We start from the raw sequence: 15,414 nt of genomic DNA, 5'->3' as shown, positions 1-15,414 counted from the left end.
GTGGTATCATTGTATCTGCCCAATTTTATAAAGTCAATATGATCTTTGAGCCTCCATCGTTTTATTGACAAGTGAAGGACAACTGTATAGACTTCCTGCTAAGAGAGTCGGAAACTTTGTTTTCTGAAGGAAACGCGGAAGCCAAAGGTGGATGTAGTGGGCTCAATAGAAAGAAATATACTGAACACAACAGGGGATAAGTACGATAAAACAGCATATCAAGTTGCATTAAAACGGGGTTTTAAGACAGCAAGGATTAGTCAAGATCCCGAATGAATTTAATCCATCTGGCATAGGGCTCTAGCCTCTTTGTTATAGACATTTTTACATATATAATTCAGGTCAAGATCTCTATAGAAAAAACATCTTTGGATATTGACTGAATATTTAGGGTAAAGCAAGACGGATCTCAGAATAAACTTCATGCACACAACCATAATAAAATCTAATTCAAAAATTCAAAGAAGAGACAGGAGTTTTCAACATGACAAATAAAGTCGTACTCGAAACAGCTGCTAAACAATTTGCGGAAGCGACAGCCAACCCTCCCTATTTGTTCGATCATGGCCCGGTGAAAGGCCGCGAAGTCGTCGATCAAGTCCAATCCGGTTCGGTGAATAAATTGCCAGTAGATATAGAAGAATTGACTATTAACGGCGGGCCTAAGGGCAGTGTGTCTCTTACCATTGTCCGCCCGCAGAATGCACCGAGTGTGCTTCCGGTTATTCTGTACACACACGGAGCAGGCTGGGTATTCGGTAACGCACATACGCATGATCGATTGATCCGTGAATTAGCCGTTGGTTCCCAGTCTGCAGTTGTGTTCACAAATTACAGTTTATCTCCCGAGGATCGCTATCCAGTAGCGATCGAAGAAGTATACGCGGCACTCGGCTGGGTGGCTGAGAACGGCAGCGAATACGGATTGGATACGAACCACATTGTAGTAGCCGGTGACAGCGTCGGTGGTAACATGAGCGCAGCCATTACGCTGATGGCCAAAGACCGAAAAGGACCGAAAATTCACAAACAATTGTTGTTCTACCCGGTAACAGACGCTTCTTTCGATAACGATTCCTATAGACAATTTGCCGAAGGATACTTTTTGCGTCGTGACGGCATGCAATGGTTCTGGGATCAATACACGACGGACCCGGATCAGAGAAAAGAAATTTACGCGTCTCCTCTGCAAGCGACAACCGAGCAATTGGCAGGACTTCCTGAAGCTCTGGTCATTACAGGCGAGGCTGATGTTTTGCGAGACGAGGGTGAAGCGTACGCCAATAAACTACGGGAAGCCGGTGTTAGAGTAACGGCAGTTCGCTTCCAAGGCATCATCCATGACTTCGTAATGCTAAATGATTTGGCCGACACCGCTGCTGCTCGCGGAGCCCTTCTACTGGCTAACGCCTGGATTCAGGCATAATCAAGCAGGAATCTGAAAAAATAGGAGGACGGTATCTGGAGTTCAATGTATGGCTCCAAAGGTACCGTCTTCTCCTTTGTAACGATATTGGTAGCTTAACATGTAAAGAAAGGACAGGGGTCACTTTGGACCACCTGTCCCTTTTAATAGATTAGGATAAACCAGTGATGAGTACGATTCTGGTTTACAGATCAATTCTCCAGTTGCCCATCATTTTGGCGATTTCGGGATCGCGGTACGATAAGAAAAGACTTTCCTGCGTATCGAGGGCCGAAATTTGTTCGATATCGTCCACGCTCAACTCAAAATCAAAAATGTTGAAGTTTTCGACGATCCGCTCTTTTTTTACCGATTTTGGAATTACAACAACTTCACGCTGAACAAGCCAACGCAACACGACCTGGGCGACGGACTTATTGTGTTTTGACGCGATCGATGTCAGCACATCGTTGCCGAATAGGTTGCCCCTTCCTTCAGCGAACGGTGCCCACGACTGGTGCTGCACTCCCTGCTCCTTCATAAAAGCGCCATTCTCAATCTGCTGATAAAACGGGTGCGTTTCGACCTGGTTAACGGCAGGCACAATTTTATTATGCACGATGAGGTCCATCAGACGGTCGGGCAGGAAGTTGCTGACACCAATCGCCTTGATTTTACCTTCGCGATATAGGTCTTCCATCGCACGCCAAGCGCCGTAGTAATCGCCGAACGGCTGGTGAATAAGATATAGATCGAGATAGTCGAGCTGTAGCTTTTTTAAGGATTTGGAAAAAGCAAGCTTGGCGCGCTCGTAGTCGGCATCCTGAACCCAGAGCTTGGTCGTAATGAACAGCTCTTCACGCGGTATGCCGCTGCGCTTGATCGCGCGTCCGACCGCTTCCTCATTCAGATAACCGGAAGCGGTGTCGATCAGACGGTAACCAGCCATCAGCGCTTCATATACGGTGTTCTCGCATTCTTCAGCATCTGGAACCTGGTAGACACCAAAGCCGATGATCGGCATTTTCACACCATTGTTTAATGTTACGGTTTGCATTGTAATTCCTCCTAAGGTTTAAATGTAAAACGCAAACGGCCCCGAACTCGAAAATCGGGCACCACAGCGGGGCTTACGCTTACGGTAGATTTGCATTACACTAAGCCTATCACCTTCGTGTTACACGAAGGCAAGCCGATTTCAAAAAAAATATTTTTCAAGGAGGATTTATTTCACATGCATACGGTCAAAGAAGCCGCCCTGATAACGGGACTTACCGAGCATGCTGTACGCTTTTATACGGATAAAGGCCTGGTGCCAAGCGTGCAGCGCAATCAAAACAATATTCGGATGTTCGACGAAGAATCGATCAACTGGCTGCATGGCATCAAATGCCTCAAGCAATCCGGGATGTCTATTGAAGTCATTAAAAAGTATATCGATCTATGTCTCGAAGGGGATTCGACCATCCCGCAACGCTGCGCACTCATGATGGAGCATAAAGAAGCGGCTCTCGTTCAGCTCGAAGAAGCCAAACGGCATATTGCGCATTTGGAACAAAAGACTGCTCTATATCAGGCTATTCTGGAGCACCGCTCTCCAGACACAACCAATCCCGGTAACTGGGACAAAATTCAACATATGCATGCTGACGTATTTTACTCGCCGACAGTTCGGAAGGCGTGAGAAATAGTTGTGAGGACATCAACCGTTTTGGAGATAATTCTCGGTTTAAACTTCTTGATTGGCTTTTTTGACCTTGGGGCAAACCTATTGGGGTTTGAACGAGACTGAAATTGAAGAAATGAAGCCCTTAGCAATGAACGAATTAGCTCCTTTTCCAACCTTTGATGTCAATTATGTACGCATATATAAAGAGGTTGAACCAAACAAATACGTACTATTTGAAGATATCCAATTGGAAACTAAAAAGTAAATTGATTCAACTAACAGGAAACGATAGTGGAATCCTAGACATTAATGAGCAGGTACTTCGGTATCCTGCTCTTTTTATTAAGCTAACGGGCAGGATAATTTAATGATTGAGGCTATAAGGCTGTACTAGATAGAACAATGTATAGTGTACTGTTGAGCTATGGGAGACCATAACAAAACCACCTTTTCGAAGGTGGTTTTGTTATGGTCAAATACTAGTATCAAAATTTAACATAGCCTAGATTTTAAATATTGCACCCACATCCCGTGCAGCTCAGCTTCCGATACTTGAAATGCGCCTTGAAAATCAGTGGCATCGCGTATGAATTTGTTGAGCGCATCTAAACTGTATGAATGGATGAGATATTCTATGAGCAAGTGCGAGAATCCATATCCCCCTATCTTCTCGAAATCCCAGGTATCATTAGTTAATGCTTGAAAGCTAGGGACAGCGTTATTTTGAATCGATTCGGAGGTGCTATACTGGATATATTCTTGTGACATTTGTTTGGCTTCATGCCCGCCGAGACCGTGTGTAAGCCATTTCGGTGCCAACGGATTAATATCCTTCACTAACCACATCGTAAACAAGCTTATAGTGTGCCGTAGTACCGATTGATACGTATGTTCAGGGCCTGGGTTGAGTGGGGATACGATTTTAATTTTATTGTCTTCATAGGTTCCCATATACCAATTGGGCGCATCCGGCTCGTTTATTGCTTGATGAAAAGTGGGCAGATCCGGATAGATCTCAATAGCGATTTTCTGAGAAGGTCGATGACGATAGGTTGTAATAATTCGATCTACATTGCTTTTCAACTCTTCAAATAAGTCATGGTATACCTTGTTCATACCATCATTCTTGGAGGGAGCCTCGCTTTTATCCACAATTGATATCAATTCTTTAATAGACATGATTGTAATGTCACCCCATTCTTTTAATTCTTTTTTTAGTTTGTTTAAGGCACGATAGAGTCTGTTCTTGACTGCACTTTCAGGCATCCCGATGATTTTGGATATTTCCAATAAAGTGCAATCGACGAAAAAACGCAATGATATGATTTGCTGATCTAATTCATTCAATCGGGCTAATGCAGCACTGATATCAAGACGGATATCGACATCTCTGGCAATATCGAGGGATATCGATTGGGTCTGAAAATCGATTACTTCGTGCACCATTTCTTTATTTCGTGATCTCCTACGATACTCGTTTTTCACAATATTTTGCGCGATTTTGAATAGCCAAGTAAATATACTGGAGTTGCACTTAAACAAGTGAAAGTTTTCCATTGCTCTTAAAAAAGCTTGTTGCGTTAAGTCATCGGCAGTTGCCGAATTTGTCTTTACTGCAATATAATTTCGAATTCTATCTCGATATTGATTGTAAATGGCTTCGAAATGTTGGATGTGCTCCTGCTCCTCCGGAAGAACAGGGATTTTCTTTTTGTCTTGAGCTCGTGACACCAGTAGTACCTCCTCCTGAACTTACAATTCATTAGACACCGAAGGGAGGTAAAAAGCCACATCATTTTAAAATAATTTTACACGACGCCGCTCCTCTTTTTTTAAACCCCGAAAAAGCAAAGCGTAAAGGCAATTCAGCTATGTGGTATTAAGTGAGGATTACCAATGGAGAAAGAGATTCAGGAGCTTAAAAAACGTATTGGCTTTCTGGAAAAGCAAGTTCAGAACAAACAACTTCAGAACAAACAACTTCAGTCATCTAATATATTGAGGTTGAGCTTAACTTTTTTAACAGTACTCGTAGGGTTAGCAGAAGGATTACATCGGCCCCTGGATTGTATTTTGGAAATCATAAAGAAAGAATGTCTGTGAGTACCTTGCATTATTAAGTAATATATCTTAATATCGTTATGTACTCAATAATATTGAGTAATTGATCTGGAGGGAATGCCATGAATGCGGAAATGCTCAAAGGAACGATCGATCTCCTCATTTTGTCTGTATTGGTCAGGCAGGACAATTACGGTTACGAAATCTCCAAGGCCGTTAAAGAACAAACGGAGGGGGCATTCGAAATCCAGGAAGCCACGCTGTATCTTTCTTTGAAGCGTCTGGAAAAGCAAGGAGCGATTTCAGCATATTGGGGGGATCAAAGTCATGGAGGCCGGCGCAAATATTATTCGGTCACCGAAGATGGCAAGCGATTGTTTGCCAAGTTCATTAAGGACTGGAAGACTACAACCGAGATCGTGAATCGGTTCATTTGAACCCGGGAGGTGAGTATAATGAAGAATTTTTTACGGAAAGCATTCAGTTTGGGAGAAATAAGGTTCGGGTGGATATTGCTGCTCTCGATCGCGATCTGCAGCATTACGTTCTTTTACGACGAGCATTTTAATCCTGAGGACCAATTTTGGTTGGCGTTATCTTATTATGTCTCTTTCACGTTGGCATTGGTGTGGAGTTTGACGAACTATGTGAGACATATTCAGATGAATAGCCTATACCGCAGGCAAAATGATATCCATACTTACGTTGCCCAGCTTGCTTTAAATAAAGAGGATAAACTGGAACTCCAGAATTATCTGGAAGATTTCGCAGCGGATCTGGAGCGGCAAGGAAGGCCGAAAGAGGAGGCTGCCAAAGAGGCCATTAACCAGTTTAAAGTCAAAGAATTTCTGTCGATGTCCAAACATACGCGGCCTTTCGAAATCCACGGGCATCATTATTTGATGGGTTACGCTTTGTTTGCGTTCGCCGCGGCATGCTTGTTAACCATCATTGATCAGATGACTACCCAAGAAATATTGTTCCTGTATATTATGCAGGTTGTATTGGCCGTTTATGGCGTATGCTTCATCGCGCTGTTTGTTCTATATAAAATGTTCGATAAATTCCTTTACCAGAAAGTGAAGGAGTATTTTTCTTGAAAAAGCTAAGGGGTGTGCCAATATGGAACATTGGATAACCGAAATTATGGACGCGTATGGTTACCTGGGCGTTTTTCTGCTCATCGCATTGGAAAATCTGTTTCCCCCCATTCCTTCGGAAGTCATTCTTACCTTTGGCGGGTTCATGACTACCAAATCGGGTTTGAGCATATTCGGAGTCATCGCTGCCGCAACCGCCGGCTCGGTCGCAGGAGCAATCTGCCTCTATGGGGTCGGGAAAATGTTATCTGTAAACAGGCTGGAAACACTCATCTTGAGATATGGGAAATTTCTGCGTTTGAAACCCGAAGATATCCGGAAGTCATATGACTGGTTCGATCGGCATGGATCATGGGCCGTTTTTCTGGGTCGTCTTGTACCTTTGATTCGCAGCCTCATCTCCGTTCCTGCCGGAAGCACCGGGATGAGTTTTCTGCCTTTCCTTGTCCTGACAACGATTGGTTCACTGATCTGGAATACGGCTCTCGTATATTTGGGTTCGGCAGTCGGAGGTTCCTGGGAGAAGATCGTGGGTTACATGGACTTGTATTCCAATGCCGTATATGTCCTTCTGGCACTGGGAGCAGCCGTGATTGGTATATTATTTTTGCGCAAGCGGGTTCTCAAAAGCTAGGATCCAACATACTTCAAACGCTGCACCAATCAAAATATAAAGCCAGTGAAAGCAAGGTATGAGCAAACTGGACAACTGGGAATACAACGAGGAAGAAGATACATGGACATGTGCGGCTGGACGCAAGCAATGGTTTCGCTATGAGAGCAGCACAAAAGACATAAAAAAACAATCGGGGATTCAGACGTTTTCTGCTTCGAGGCCTGCGAAAAGTGAGCCTTGAGGTCGGGTGGCTATCGCTCGCCTACAATCTGCTCAAGAAGGCGGTAATAGACCAAAAGCGAGAAAGGGCGGTGCAATGGATGACCTCCCTGGCACCGCCTTTTCTTTTATTTGGCTGATTTTTTCATAGAGTGGACTGTCTTATGAAACCGTTCATCTTTCTAGCGTGTATAATATGTGTTATCGTTAAGAATGGATGAATGTAAATAGTACATATGGAGGTAATTAAATTTGAAGACTCACTACTATTTCAGTTGGTTTAATGATTTTTTTCCAGAGAAGCTGGTCAAATTGTTGCATGAGGATATACAAGACAGAAAATCGCTTGTTATGATTAGCGCTGATCCGTCTGGTTATACAGGTGAGCAAATTAATTCTGATGATGTTTCTGAAAGGACATGGTTTAATCATGCTAACATTATTTTTGATGAATATCATTTCATTGATTACCGTATGCAGAAGGAAGATGCCCAGCGATTCATTCAAAACGCTTCTGTCATTTTTTTATGCGGTGGATATCCTGTTTTGCAGAACGATTTTTTGGCGGAATATGAATTATCGGATGTTATCAAGAACAGCAATGCCATTATAATGGGTGCCAGCGCTGGCGCGTTAAACATGGCTGCCAAATGGTTAAGCTTGATAGAGACTGGCAATGAAGTTGAAACAAGTACTATTTATGATGGTATTGGCTTAAACCATTTTGCCTATGAATCTCATTCTAAACGAGACTACGCCACGTTTGTTCAAGGCTACCTATTTCCCTTGTCTGAAGAGATCGATGTTTATGCGGCAGAACAGGAGAGCGCTATACGTGTAAAGGACGGCAAAATAGAAATAATGGGTCCTGTATATTTAATTTCCCACTCTAAGATTCAGAAATTGGTTGAGACACTCTAATTAGGGTGAGTGGCTGTGACCTAACAGAATTAATTCCTTTTGATGTTTAAAATCAAGGCTAAAATATAGGAGCGCTATTCAAAAAAATGAGGAGGGCAACAAGTAGATAATGATCAATGACCTACACCGAAAACTGGGTCCATTCCTTTTGAAGAATAGAATAATTCAGATAGCATTTCAATTTTTTATGTCAGCGATAATCGGTGTTATATATGCATTGATGATTGCTAATGAAACTACCAATGAATATATTAGTAAAATATTGCCGAGGTACGATGGACCAAATCTTCATCAATATTTGCCCCTTGTGCTAACTGTGTTCATTTACTCGTGCTTCATTCAAAAGAAACAAAGAAATGTCCTGGAAAAAATCTCATTCAGCTGTCTTCATATTCTCATTGCAATACTAAGCTTTATCGCTTCTCTTATCGTTATAATGATGGTTCAATTCCCATTAATAAATTAATCCCTTCCAAGTCGCTTTCCAGCGGCTTATTTGTTTCTAGTTCCTATCTCATGTCGAGGGGCTTCGAACGCAAGTCAAAGCGAAAAGACTACTTCATAAGGCTTTCATTTTTGTTTTTATCAAAACAAAATATAAATATACATTGTTTTTATTTAATATTGATGATACCATAAATTTGTTTTTAACAAAACAATATACACTTTTTGTTTTGTGAAAAACAATAAAGAGGAGGAAGATCATGAAAATAATAAATCCGAGCACCCTCACACAAACAGTGACGAATCTCATTTCACAAATCATCATTACACCCGCTTCTCCGTTAGCTTTTATTTCCGGACAAGTTGCGTTAAACGAAAAAGGCGAGCTGATCGGAAAGGGTGACTATCTACTCCAGGCCAAGCAAGTCTTTGGCAATCTGAAATTAGCCTTGGAGGCAATCGATACCGAAGCGAAAAGTATTGTTCAAATGAGGATTTATGTCGTAAACCATAAGCCTGAGTTGGTTGATTCGATCTTTAAAGCCGGATTTGAAGTATTCGGGGACGGATGGCCCAAAACGGCTAGTACCTTTATAGGTGTTCAGGCGCTTGCCTTTGAGGAGTGGTTAATTGAAGTGGATGCAATTGCATCGATTTCCAACTAAGAGAGGAGAAATATAAAAATGAATTATGGTGTGATTATCATCGGCGGGGGACCTGTCGGCATGATGTTGGCAGGGGAACTCGCTTTGGCGGACGTCAAGGTTTGTGTTTTGGAGAAATTAGAAGATACCACCCCATACTCTAGAGCACTTAGCATCCATCCTCGTACATTAGAAATTCTGGACTTGCGCGGTTTAAAAACGGAATTGTTGAAGATCGGGAAACCGTTGCCGACCGGGCATTTTGCAGGCTTGGAAACTCGGTTGGACTTTACGGTCATCGACTCTTCATCCAATTATTCATTGTTTATTGCCCAATCCGAAACCGAAAAGGTACTGGAGCGCAGAGCCAGAGAGCTAGGTGCAGAAATACGGCGAGGAACGGAAGTATCGTCCATCTCACCAAATTCAGAATATGTAGAAGTGATAGCCACTGGAACTGAAGGCGAAATGACATTAACAGCAGCATATGTGGTTGGTGCAGACGGAGCCGGAAGCATTGTACGTAAACAGGCGAACATTCCCTTTAATGGAACAGATGCAACACTTACCTCGGTCCAAGGCGATGTTGTGCTTAAACGCCCGCCTGTAACGAGTGTCGTTTCCAGTTTTGACGAGAACGGAATGATCATGATCGTTCCTGTGTCTAAAGAGTTGCATCGTGTAGTTTTTATCGATCCGGATCGAAAATCCATTCCTAAGGATACACCGGTCACACTGGAGGAACTACGCTCGGGAATGCTCCGCATGTTAGGGGACGACTATGGGATTTCAGATCCGTACTGGATGACTCGCTTTGGCAATGCTACCCGACAAGCTGACCGCTACAGGGAGGGAAGAATATTCCTTGCAGGGGATGCTGCTCATATTCATTTCCCTGCCGGAGGTCAAGGTATGAATGTGGGACTGCAAGAGGTCATGAATCTCGGGTGGAAATTGGCTGCGGAACTGAAAGGATGGGCACCAGAAGGGTTGCTCGATAGTTACCATGAAGAGCGTTTTCCCGTCAATTCAGCATTGCTTAGGAATACACGTGTACAAACGCAGCTATTTGGTACCGATTTTTCATCGACTACGATCGATCTGCGGAGATTGATATCCAACTTATTGGAAATCCCTGAAGCAAACTACCGCTTAGCGAGTCAAATTGCAGCCGTGGATGTTGGCTATAAAGTGCTAGATACCGTTTCTGCACATCCGTTAAATGGTCGCAGGCTTGCAGAGATCAAACTGCGCAAGGAAAACGGCGATATCTTCAGCAGTTACGAACTTTTCCGGGAAGGCAAATATGTATTGGTGAATCTCGTTAATGATCATCTCGTGGAAAGCATCATTCGTCGTCTGCCGAATCAGCATTTCACATTTGTTAGCGCGACGTTGGCGGAACCAGCTCTTGACTGGAACAATGTGCACACAGCAATGATTCGTCCGGATGGATATATTGCATGGGCAATTTCCGATCAAGAAAGTGAATTGGAACAATGCATTGTGGAAGGTATTAAGAGTATCAGCAAAGAGTAACTTTTTTTAATATTATTGTTTCGATAAAAACAATAATATGCCCGGAAGCCTCGGATTCATCGCTTTCCGGGTTTTCTTATGGGGAGGGAGCATAATTTCTTTCTTTGGTGTGTTGTACTTACAACGGTGGAAGCAGAACCCGTTGTAATCTTAACAGCTTGGATGGCCGTGATTTTTCAAGGCATATCTCGAATTGGGGCCAATAAAACCTCATTATTTTTCAATCTCGTTCCACTTTCGACGATGGCGATACCTGCTTTATTGGGAGAAAATATAGGGATGCGCAGTTATTGGGGCTCTTATGACTATTTCCGGGAAATTTTGGTCCACGAGGTCCAAAATATAAGCGCCTCAAATATTTTTTTGCGAAACAATCATGTATAATGAGGAAAGATACGCGAATAGAGGAGACCAAAGAAAATGCAGCCAATGGATCTTTCTAAACAATGGATTTTTAAAAGCTTTATCCATCTTATGAGTCAACAGGACATAAGGGAAAGCAAGTTATCCGTCCGAATGAGTGAGGAAATACATAAATTTGAAAAGGAATTTGGCGAAAAAGGGAATTTGACCTTGTCGGAGATTCACCTCATCGCATGTATCGGAGATTTCTCACCGATTAATGTCACCTCCATTTCAGAAAAAACCGGATTAACCAAAGGCTCCATCACAAGAATTAGCAAAAAACTTCTAAAACTGGCGTTAATCAAAAGACAGCAGATTAATGACAATAAAAAAGAAGTCTATTATAGTTTGACTTCGAAAGGCCGAAAAATTTATGTTATCCATCATCGAATCCATCAGGAAATTGAAGAGCGGTTCATGAATTTTTTGGATAAGTATACTGCGGATGAACTTGTTTTTGCGAGTAAGTTCATCCAGGATTTAACGGAGTGGGACTATTAAAGGATGAATGCTCTGAACCATCCAATATAAATTTGCACCATGTAGAGCTGCTAAGCTAGTAGCATTGTTTTTTATTTTATCGGGTGAAGTTCTCTTTTCATTGATGAAACTAACGGGAGACAGTAAGTTCAAATAAGCGATGAAGCGAAGAGGGGGAAATCGAAATGAAGACGATCAAATGTATGATGGACCACCTGTACTGGGCAGACGGACGTATCTTGGACGCGCTCGAAGAGAGTGGGACGAAGAACAAGGACCTTCTGAAGCTGGTCCGGCATGTTGCGGTCGCGGAACGAGTCTGGCTGTCCCGATTGCAGGGCAAGGGCAGTGCGCAATATTCGTTGTGGGAGGAAACGGAAGACCTGACGGCGATCCGGACGATGTTCGAAGATAACGCCGAGCAATATCGCGTCTATATCGCAGAGCTTGAGGAATCTGAGTTGGACGAAATGATCGACTATGCGAATCAGAGCGGGGTTCCGTTCCGAACATCCGTCCGGGACATCCTGCTGCAGGTCCTCTTGCATGGGCAATATCACCGGGGGCAGATCAACCGGGCACTTCGGATCGAATCGGCGGAGCCTGTCCAAGTCGATTACATCACGTTCGCGAGGCTCTCTCGAGGGAGAACAACTTGATTTTTACCCGATGTGATTTCTTTGCCAGAGAAATTAAGAATCAGTTCTTGGCCTTGATTTTTAACCGTAGTAATTTTTTTCTTTCCGTCCCAATTAAACGTTGCTCCAGATTGTTTAAAAACATCCTTCACAGGAACATAAATGGAGTTATGTTGGGTTGTAGTTAACTTGTTGTCCTTTGAGATATCTAACAAGACCTTTTTTAGTGAAGGATTATACACGTTCGCCGCACGTTCCTTAAAAGGTAGATCCAATAAGGATTGATCCAAAGCAGATGCAACGGATCCTATACCCACAACTAAACTTAACATCAACAATAGAGAAACTAATCGTTTCATCTTGATTCCTCCTTAAGTATTGTTATTCACGTCACATAAACGTTACAAGACGGGAAAAGGTTTCCTTTAAAATCCATTATGAACGATGGTATTACTTTTTTTCGTTACAAAAATTATCCGTTCAATTAACGGGCAGGATAGCTTTATCCATTGTCGAATCCTTTAACGAATATTTCTAATAAGGGGGGTTAGGCATGGAAATTAAGATACGAGAAATTGTAGCGAATGATTATACTGATGTTGTTTTTCTATGGAACGATGTGCTTGAGATTCGCAATGTCAATGATGAAAACTTTCGAGTTACAACAAAAAAAATGAATGATGCCGGGAATTACAAAACATTTGTTGCATTATTCGAAAACGATGTGGTTGGCTTTGTAACTATAGTTCAGGCATTATCCATAGGGGTTTCGATTGGTTATTTACATATCCAAGCTCTTGCCGTTAAAAAGGAATTTCAGCATCGTGGGGTAGGTACAAAACTATTAAGACATACTGAAAATTATGCTAAAGAAATCGGAATATCAAGCATTATTTTATGCAGCGGATTCAAGCGAACAGACGCTCATGCTTTTTATGAGCATAATGGTTATGACAAGGATTCATACTGCTTTGATAAGAGTATTAGCCTGGACTAGTAAGTAATAATTAAATCAAACTAATTATGAATATATAATAGTTTAGAAACTATTTTTCCTTTACTTGAGAGGAGATCGAGACGTATAATCCGTTCAGACACCAGAGTAAGAAGAGGGGAAAAATGATTATGAACAACGGGTTGATCAATGCTATTATCGCGTATATTATGTGGGGAGTTCTCCCGCTTTATTGGAAGTTGTTTAGCGAAGTGCCGGCAGGCGAGATTCTGTCGCATCGGGTTGTCTGGTCATTCGTTTTCATGGGCATTCTCGTCGCTGCCCAGCGCCGCTGGGGTGATATAAAGAAGATTGCGACTAGCCGTTCGCTTCTGTTGTCGCTCGCCGCGAGCGGACTGCTGATTGCTGCCAATTGGCTCATTTTCATCTGGGCAGTTAACAACGGACATGTCGTGGAGACAAGTCTCGGCTATTATTTGAACCCGTTGTTGAACGTGCTGTTAGCGGTCGTTTTCCTTCATGAGAAGCCGAACCGCGGCCAATGGCTCGCGATTGCCATCGCTGGTGCAGCGGTGCTTATCATTGCGATTGACTATGGACGCTTTCCGTGGGTCGCGATCTCTCTGGCCGCGTCATTTGGCTTGTACGGCCTGGCGAAAAAGAAGATCAAGCAAGACGCTTCTATAGGCTTATTTTCGGAGACGGCTGTAGTCCTGCCCGTCGCGCTCGGTTACTGGATCTATTTGGCCGTCGTGGGGAAAACGACGGCATGGACGCTGCCTGCACCGACGTTCATCGAACTGCTTCTTTCCGGCGTAGTCACGGCGCTGCCGCTGCTCTTTTTTGCGCGGGCAGCCGCCCGGATGTCGCTGTCCACGCTCGGCTTCGTTCAATACATCGGGCCGACGATCATGCTGTTACTGAGCATATTCGTATTCAAGGAATCGGTCTCTCCGGTTCTGCTCGTCGGCTTTGCGCTCATCTGGACAGCCCTGGTCGTATACGCTACAGCATCGATTCGCGGCACGAAACTTGCGAAGGCGAGCTGATGGCACAGGCCCCCGGATCATCATAACGGCTGTTTCCAATCGGGCGGAAACAGCCGTTTTTCGTTTGTAGTGTTATCTGGTGTACCTGAGCACCTTACATTGACTGTGACTAACTCTATATTGAATTCACATTATACAGGGTAAGCTACCTTGGAACGATAGCTCCATAAAACAGGGGCAGTGTGGACTTTATTTTCCAGTCTAAGGCATGCCGCTGTTTTTTTATTGTTGAGGATGATTTGGGACCCCTCGTTTCGACCAAACGAGGGGTTTTTATGCTCATTTTGCTTCATACCAATGGTATATCTATTCGTAATCATAGGCTGTACAATCATTATGTTACGGTTGAATACAATGTATCCTTTTATTGTTTTATGTATATCATATGGATATACAATTATGGTGAGGTGAGGTATAATTGGAGCAACAATCAAACGAAAGGCGTGGGGTTGCCATGACTACAGCCACACTGAGCAAATGGGGAAATAGCAGTGCAATTCGCATTCCTAACCAATTGCTTAAACGTCTTAATCTGGAGGAAGGCTCGGAAATTGAGATTTTGGTGACAGCAGATAATGAATTGTTGTTGCGTCCAAAAACCAAGCCTGTAGAGTCCAATGAGGAACTACGTAACCATCTAAAGACTTTGCTCTCTAAAGTGAAACAAGATACAAGACATGAAGAAATAGACTTTGGCACGGAAGGGAACGAGTTACTTTGATTATTCCCAAGCGAGGCGATCTGATATGGCTTGACTTTGATCCTCAAGCGGGTCATGAGCAAGCCGGGAGACGACCAGCTATTGTTCTATCGGAACATGAATTCAATGAAGTAACAGGTTTTGCCGTTGTATGTCCCATAACGAGCCAAGCCAAGGATTATCCTTTTGAAGTTACACTACCAGAAGACCTGCCATTTTCAGGTTTTGTTTTGACGGATCAGTTGAAGAGTCTTGATGTGCGGCAACGACGTATTCAAATTGCGGGGCATGCCGAACCAACCTCTGAATTTATGAAATCAGTTCTACGCAATGTCCGTTCTATTTTGGCATAATTGTAGATTAGTAGCTTGATCATGATCATATACCTAAATCCACGTCTAATTCAGAGACGTGGATTTTTTGCTTTCATACCTTATTAGCCCCTTCCATCCTTGACCCTTCAAATAAGGGTATGCATGAGGTGTTTTTGTTGAAAGAAAGATTTTTAATCCTCTGAAATTCTTTCCAGATATAGTATGATAAGACTATCGCTAGCTTCTTCAAACATG

The 15,414-nt window shown here is 43.0% G+C and carries 18 protein-coding genes; 15 read left to right on the top strand and 3 right to left on the bottom strand.

Annotated elements, in window-relative coordinates; translation table 11 throughout:
* The first annotated feature begins 484 nt into the window (after positions 1 to 484).
* A complete protein-coding gene (locus tag JNUCC31_RS06580; protein ID WP_192269780.1) occupies positions 485 to 1,426 on the top strand; it encodes an alpha/beta hydrolase in 942 nt (313 codons plus the stop codon).
* A 184-nt stretch (positions 1,427 to 1,610) separates the two neighbouring features.
* Here JNUCC31_RS06580 and JNUCC31_RS06575 read toward each other — a convergent pair whose 3' ends face one another.
* A complete protein-coding gene (locus JNUCC31_RS06575; RefSeq protein WP_192269778.1) occupies positions 1,611 to 2,462 on the bottom strand; it encodes an aldo/keto reductase in 852 nt (283 codons plus the stop codon).
* A gap of 177 nt (positions 2,463 to 2,639) precedes the next feature.
* Here JNUCC31_RS06575 and JNUCC31_RS06570 point away from each other — a divergent pair, with 177 nt between their 5' ends.
* Positions 2,640 to 3,089: a MerR family transcriptional regulator gene (locus JNUCC31_RS06570; protein WP_192269776.1), complete on the top strand. Its 450-nt coding sequence runs from the start codon at positions 2,640 to 2,642 to the stop codon at positions 3,087 to 3,089.
* Between the two features lie 477 nt (positions 3,090 to 3,566).
* On the opposite strand, the gene JNUCC31_RS06565 is transcribed toward JNUCC31_RS06570, so the two are convergent.
* Entirely contained in the window at positions 3,567 to 4,805 is a 1,239-nt protein-coding gene (locus tag JNUCC31_RS06565; protein ID WP_192269774.1) for an RNA polymerase sigma factor, read from the bottom strand.
* Between the two features lie 165 nt (positions 4,806 to 4,970).
* On the opposite strand from JNUCC31_RS06565, the gene JNUCC31_RS06560 reads away from it, so the two are divergent.
* From JNUCC31_RS06560 to JNUCC31_RS06520, 9 genes are all read left to right on the top strand, one after another.
* Complete coding sequence (locus JNUCC31_RS06560) at positions 4,971 to 5,177, top strand: hypothetical protein (protein ID WP_192269772.1); 207 nt, start codon at positions 4,971 to 4,973, stop codon at positions 5,175 to 5,177.
* Positions 5,178 to 5,257: 80 nt separating this feature from the next.
* Positions 5,258 to 5,572 (top strand): PadR family transcriptional regulator, encoded by a 315-nt coding sequence (locus JNUCC31_RS06555; RefSeq protein WP_192269770.1) that lies wholly within the window; start codon positions 5,258 to 5,260, stop codon positions 5,570 to 5,572.
* Between the two features lie 18 nt (positions 5,573 to 5,590).
* Positions 5,591 to 6,235: a hypothetical protein gene (locus tag JNUCC31_RS06550; protein WP_192269768.1), complete on the top strand. Its 645-nt coding sequence runs from the start codon at positions 5,591 to 5,593 to the stop codon at positions 6,233 to 6,235.
* Positions 6,236 to 6,257: 22 nt separating this feature from the next.
* The gene (locus JNUCC31_RS06545; RefSeq protein WP_192269766.1) at positions 6,258 to 6,869 is read left to right on the top strand and encodes a DedA family protein; all 612 of its coding nucleotides are present in this window, start codon (positions 6,258 to 6,260) and stop codon (positions 6,867 to 6,869) included.
* Between the two features lie 453 nt (positions 6,870 to 7,322).
* Positions 7,323 to 7,991, top strand: coding sequence for a Type 1 glutamine amidotransferase-like domain-containing protein (locus JNUCC31_RS06540; protein ID WP_192269764.1), 669 nt, complete (start codon positions 7,323 to 7,325; stop codon positions 7,989 to 7,991).
* A 704-nt stretch (positions 7,992 to 8,695) separates the two neighbouring features.
* Positions 8,696 to 9,100, top strand: coding sequence for a RidA family protein (locus tag JNUCC31_RS06535; RefSeq protein ID WP_192269761.1), 405 nt, complete (start codon positions 8,696 to 8,698; stop codon positions 9,098 to 9,100).
* 18 nt (positions 9,101 to 9,118) lie between these two features.
* The gene (locus JNUCC31_RS06530) at positions 9,119 to 10,618 is read left to right on the top strand and encodes a monooxygenase (protein WP_192269758.1); all 1,500 of its coding nucleotides are present in this window, start codon (positions 9,119 to 9,121) and stop codon (positions 10,616 to 10,618) included.
* A gap of 420 nt (positions 10,619 to 11,038) precedes the next feature.
* Complete coding sequence (locus JNUCC31_RS06525; protein ID WP_192269755.1) at positions 11,039 to 11,524, top strand: MarR family transcriptional regulator; 486 nt, start codon at positions 11,039 to 11,041, stop codon at positions 11,522 to 11,524.
* A gap of 164 nt (positions 11,525 to 11,688) precedes the next feature.
* Positions 11,689 to 12,162, top strand: coding sequence for a DinB family protein (locus JNUCC31_RS06520; protein WP_192269752.1), 474 nt, complete (start codon positions 11,689 to 11,691; stop codon positions 12,160 to 12,162).
* Here the strand turns inward: JNUCC31_RS06520 and JNUCC31_RS06515 are convergent.
* Positions 12,120 to 12,500, bottom strand: a complete 381-nt coding sequence (locus JNUCC31_RS06515) for a stalk domain-containing protein (protein ID WP_192269749.1) — start codon at positions 12,498 to 12,500, stop codon at positions 12,120 to 12,122. The genes JNUCC31_RS06520 and JNUCC31_RS06515 overlap by 43 nt on opposite strands.
* 194 nt (positions 12,501 to 12,694) lie before the next feature.
* On the opposite strand from JNUCC31_RS06515, the gene JNUCC31_RS06510 reads away from it, so the two are divergent.
* The 4 genes from JNUCC31_RS06510 (at position 12,695) to JNUCC31_RS06495 (ending at position 15,198) form a co-directional block, all read left to right on the top strand.
* Entirely contained in the window at positions 12,695 to 13,138 is a 444-nt protein-coding gene (locus JNUCC31_RS06510) for a GNAT family N-acetyltransferase (RefSeq protein ID WP_192269746.1), read from the top strand.
* 128 nt (positions 13,139 to 13,266) lie between these two features.
* Positions 13,267 to 14,145, top strand: a complete 879-nt coding sequence (gene rarD, locus JNUCC31_RS06505) for an EamA family transporter RarD (protein WP_192269743.1) — start codon at positions 13,267 to 13,269, stop codon at positions 14,143 to 14,145.
* 418 nt (positions 14,146 to 14,563) lie between these two features.
* A complete protein-coding gene (locus JNUCC31_RS06500; RefSeq protein ID WP_228469548.1) occupies positions 14,564 to 14,866 on the top strand; it encodes an AbrB/MazE/SpoVT family DNA-binding domain-containing protein in 303 nt (100 codons plus the stop codon).
* The gene (locus tag JNUCC31_RS06495; protein ID WP_192269740.1) at positions 14,863 to 15,198 is read left to right on the top strand and encodes a type II toxin-antitoxin system PemK/MazF family toxin; all 336 of its coding nucleotides are present in this window, start codon (positions 14,863 to 14,865) and stop codon (positions 15,196 to 15,198) included. The genes JNUCC31_RS06500 and JNUCC31_RS06495 overlap by 4 nt, the downstream gene beginning before the upstream one ends.
* The last annotated feature ends 216 nt before the right edge of the window (positions 15,199 to 15,414 follow it).

The sequence above is a fragment of the Paenibacillus sp. JNUCC-31 genome, from assembly GCF_014844075.1.
GTDB lineage: Bacteria > Bacillota > Bacilli > Paenibacillales > Paenibacillaceae > Paenibacillus.
The sequence above is the reverse complement of the archived record's forward strand: the minus strand, read 5'-3'. Positions and strand labels throughout refer to the sequence as shown.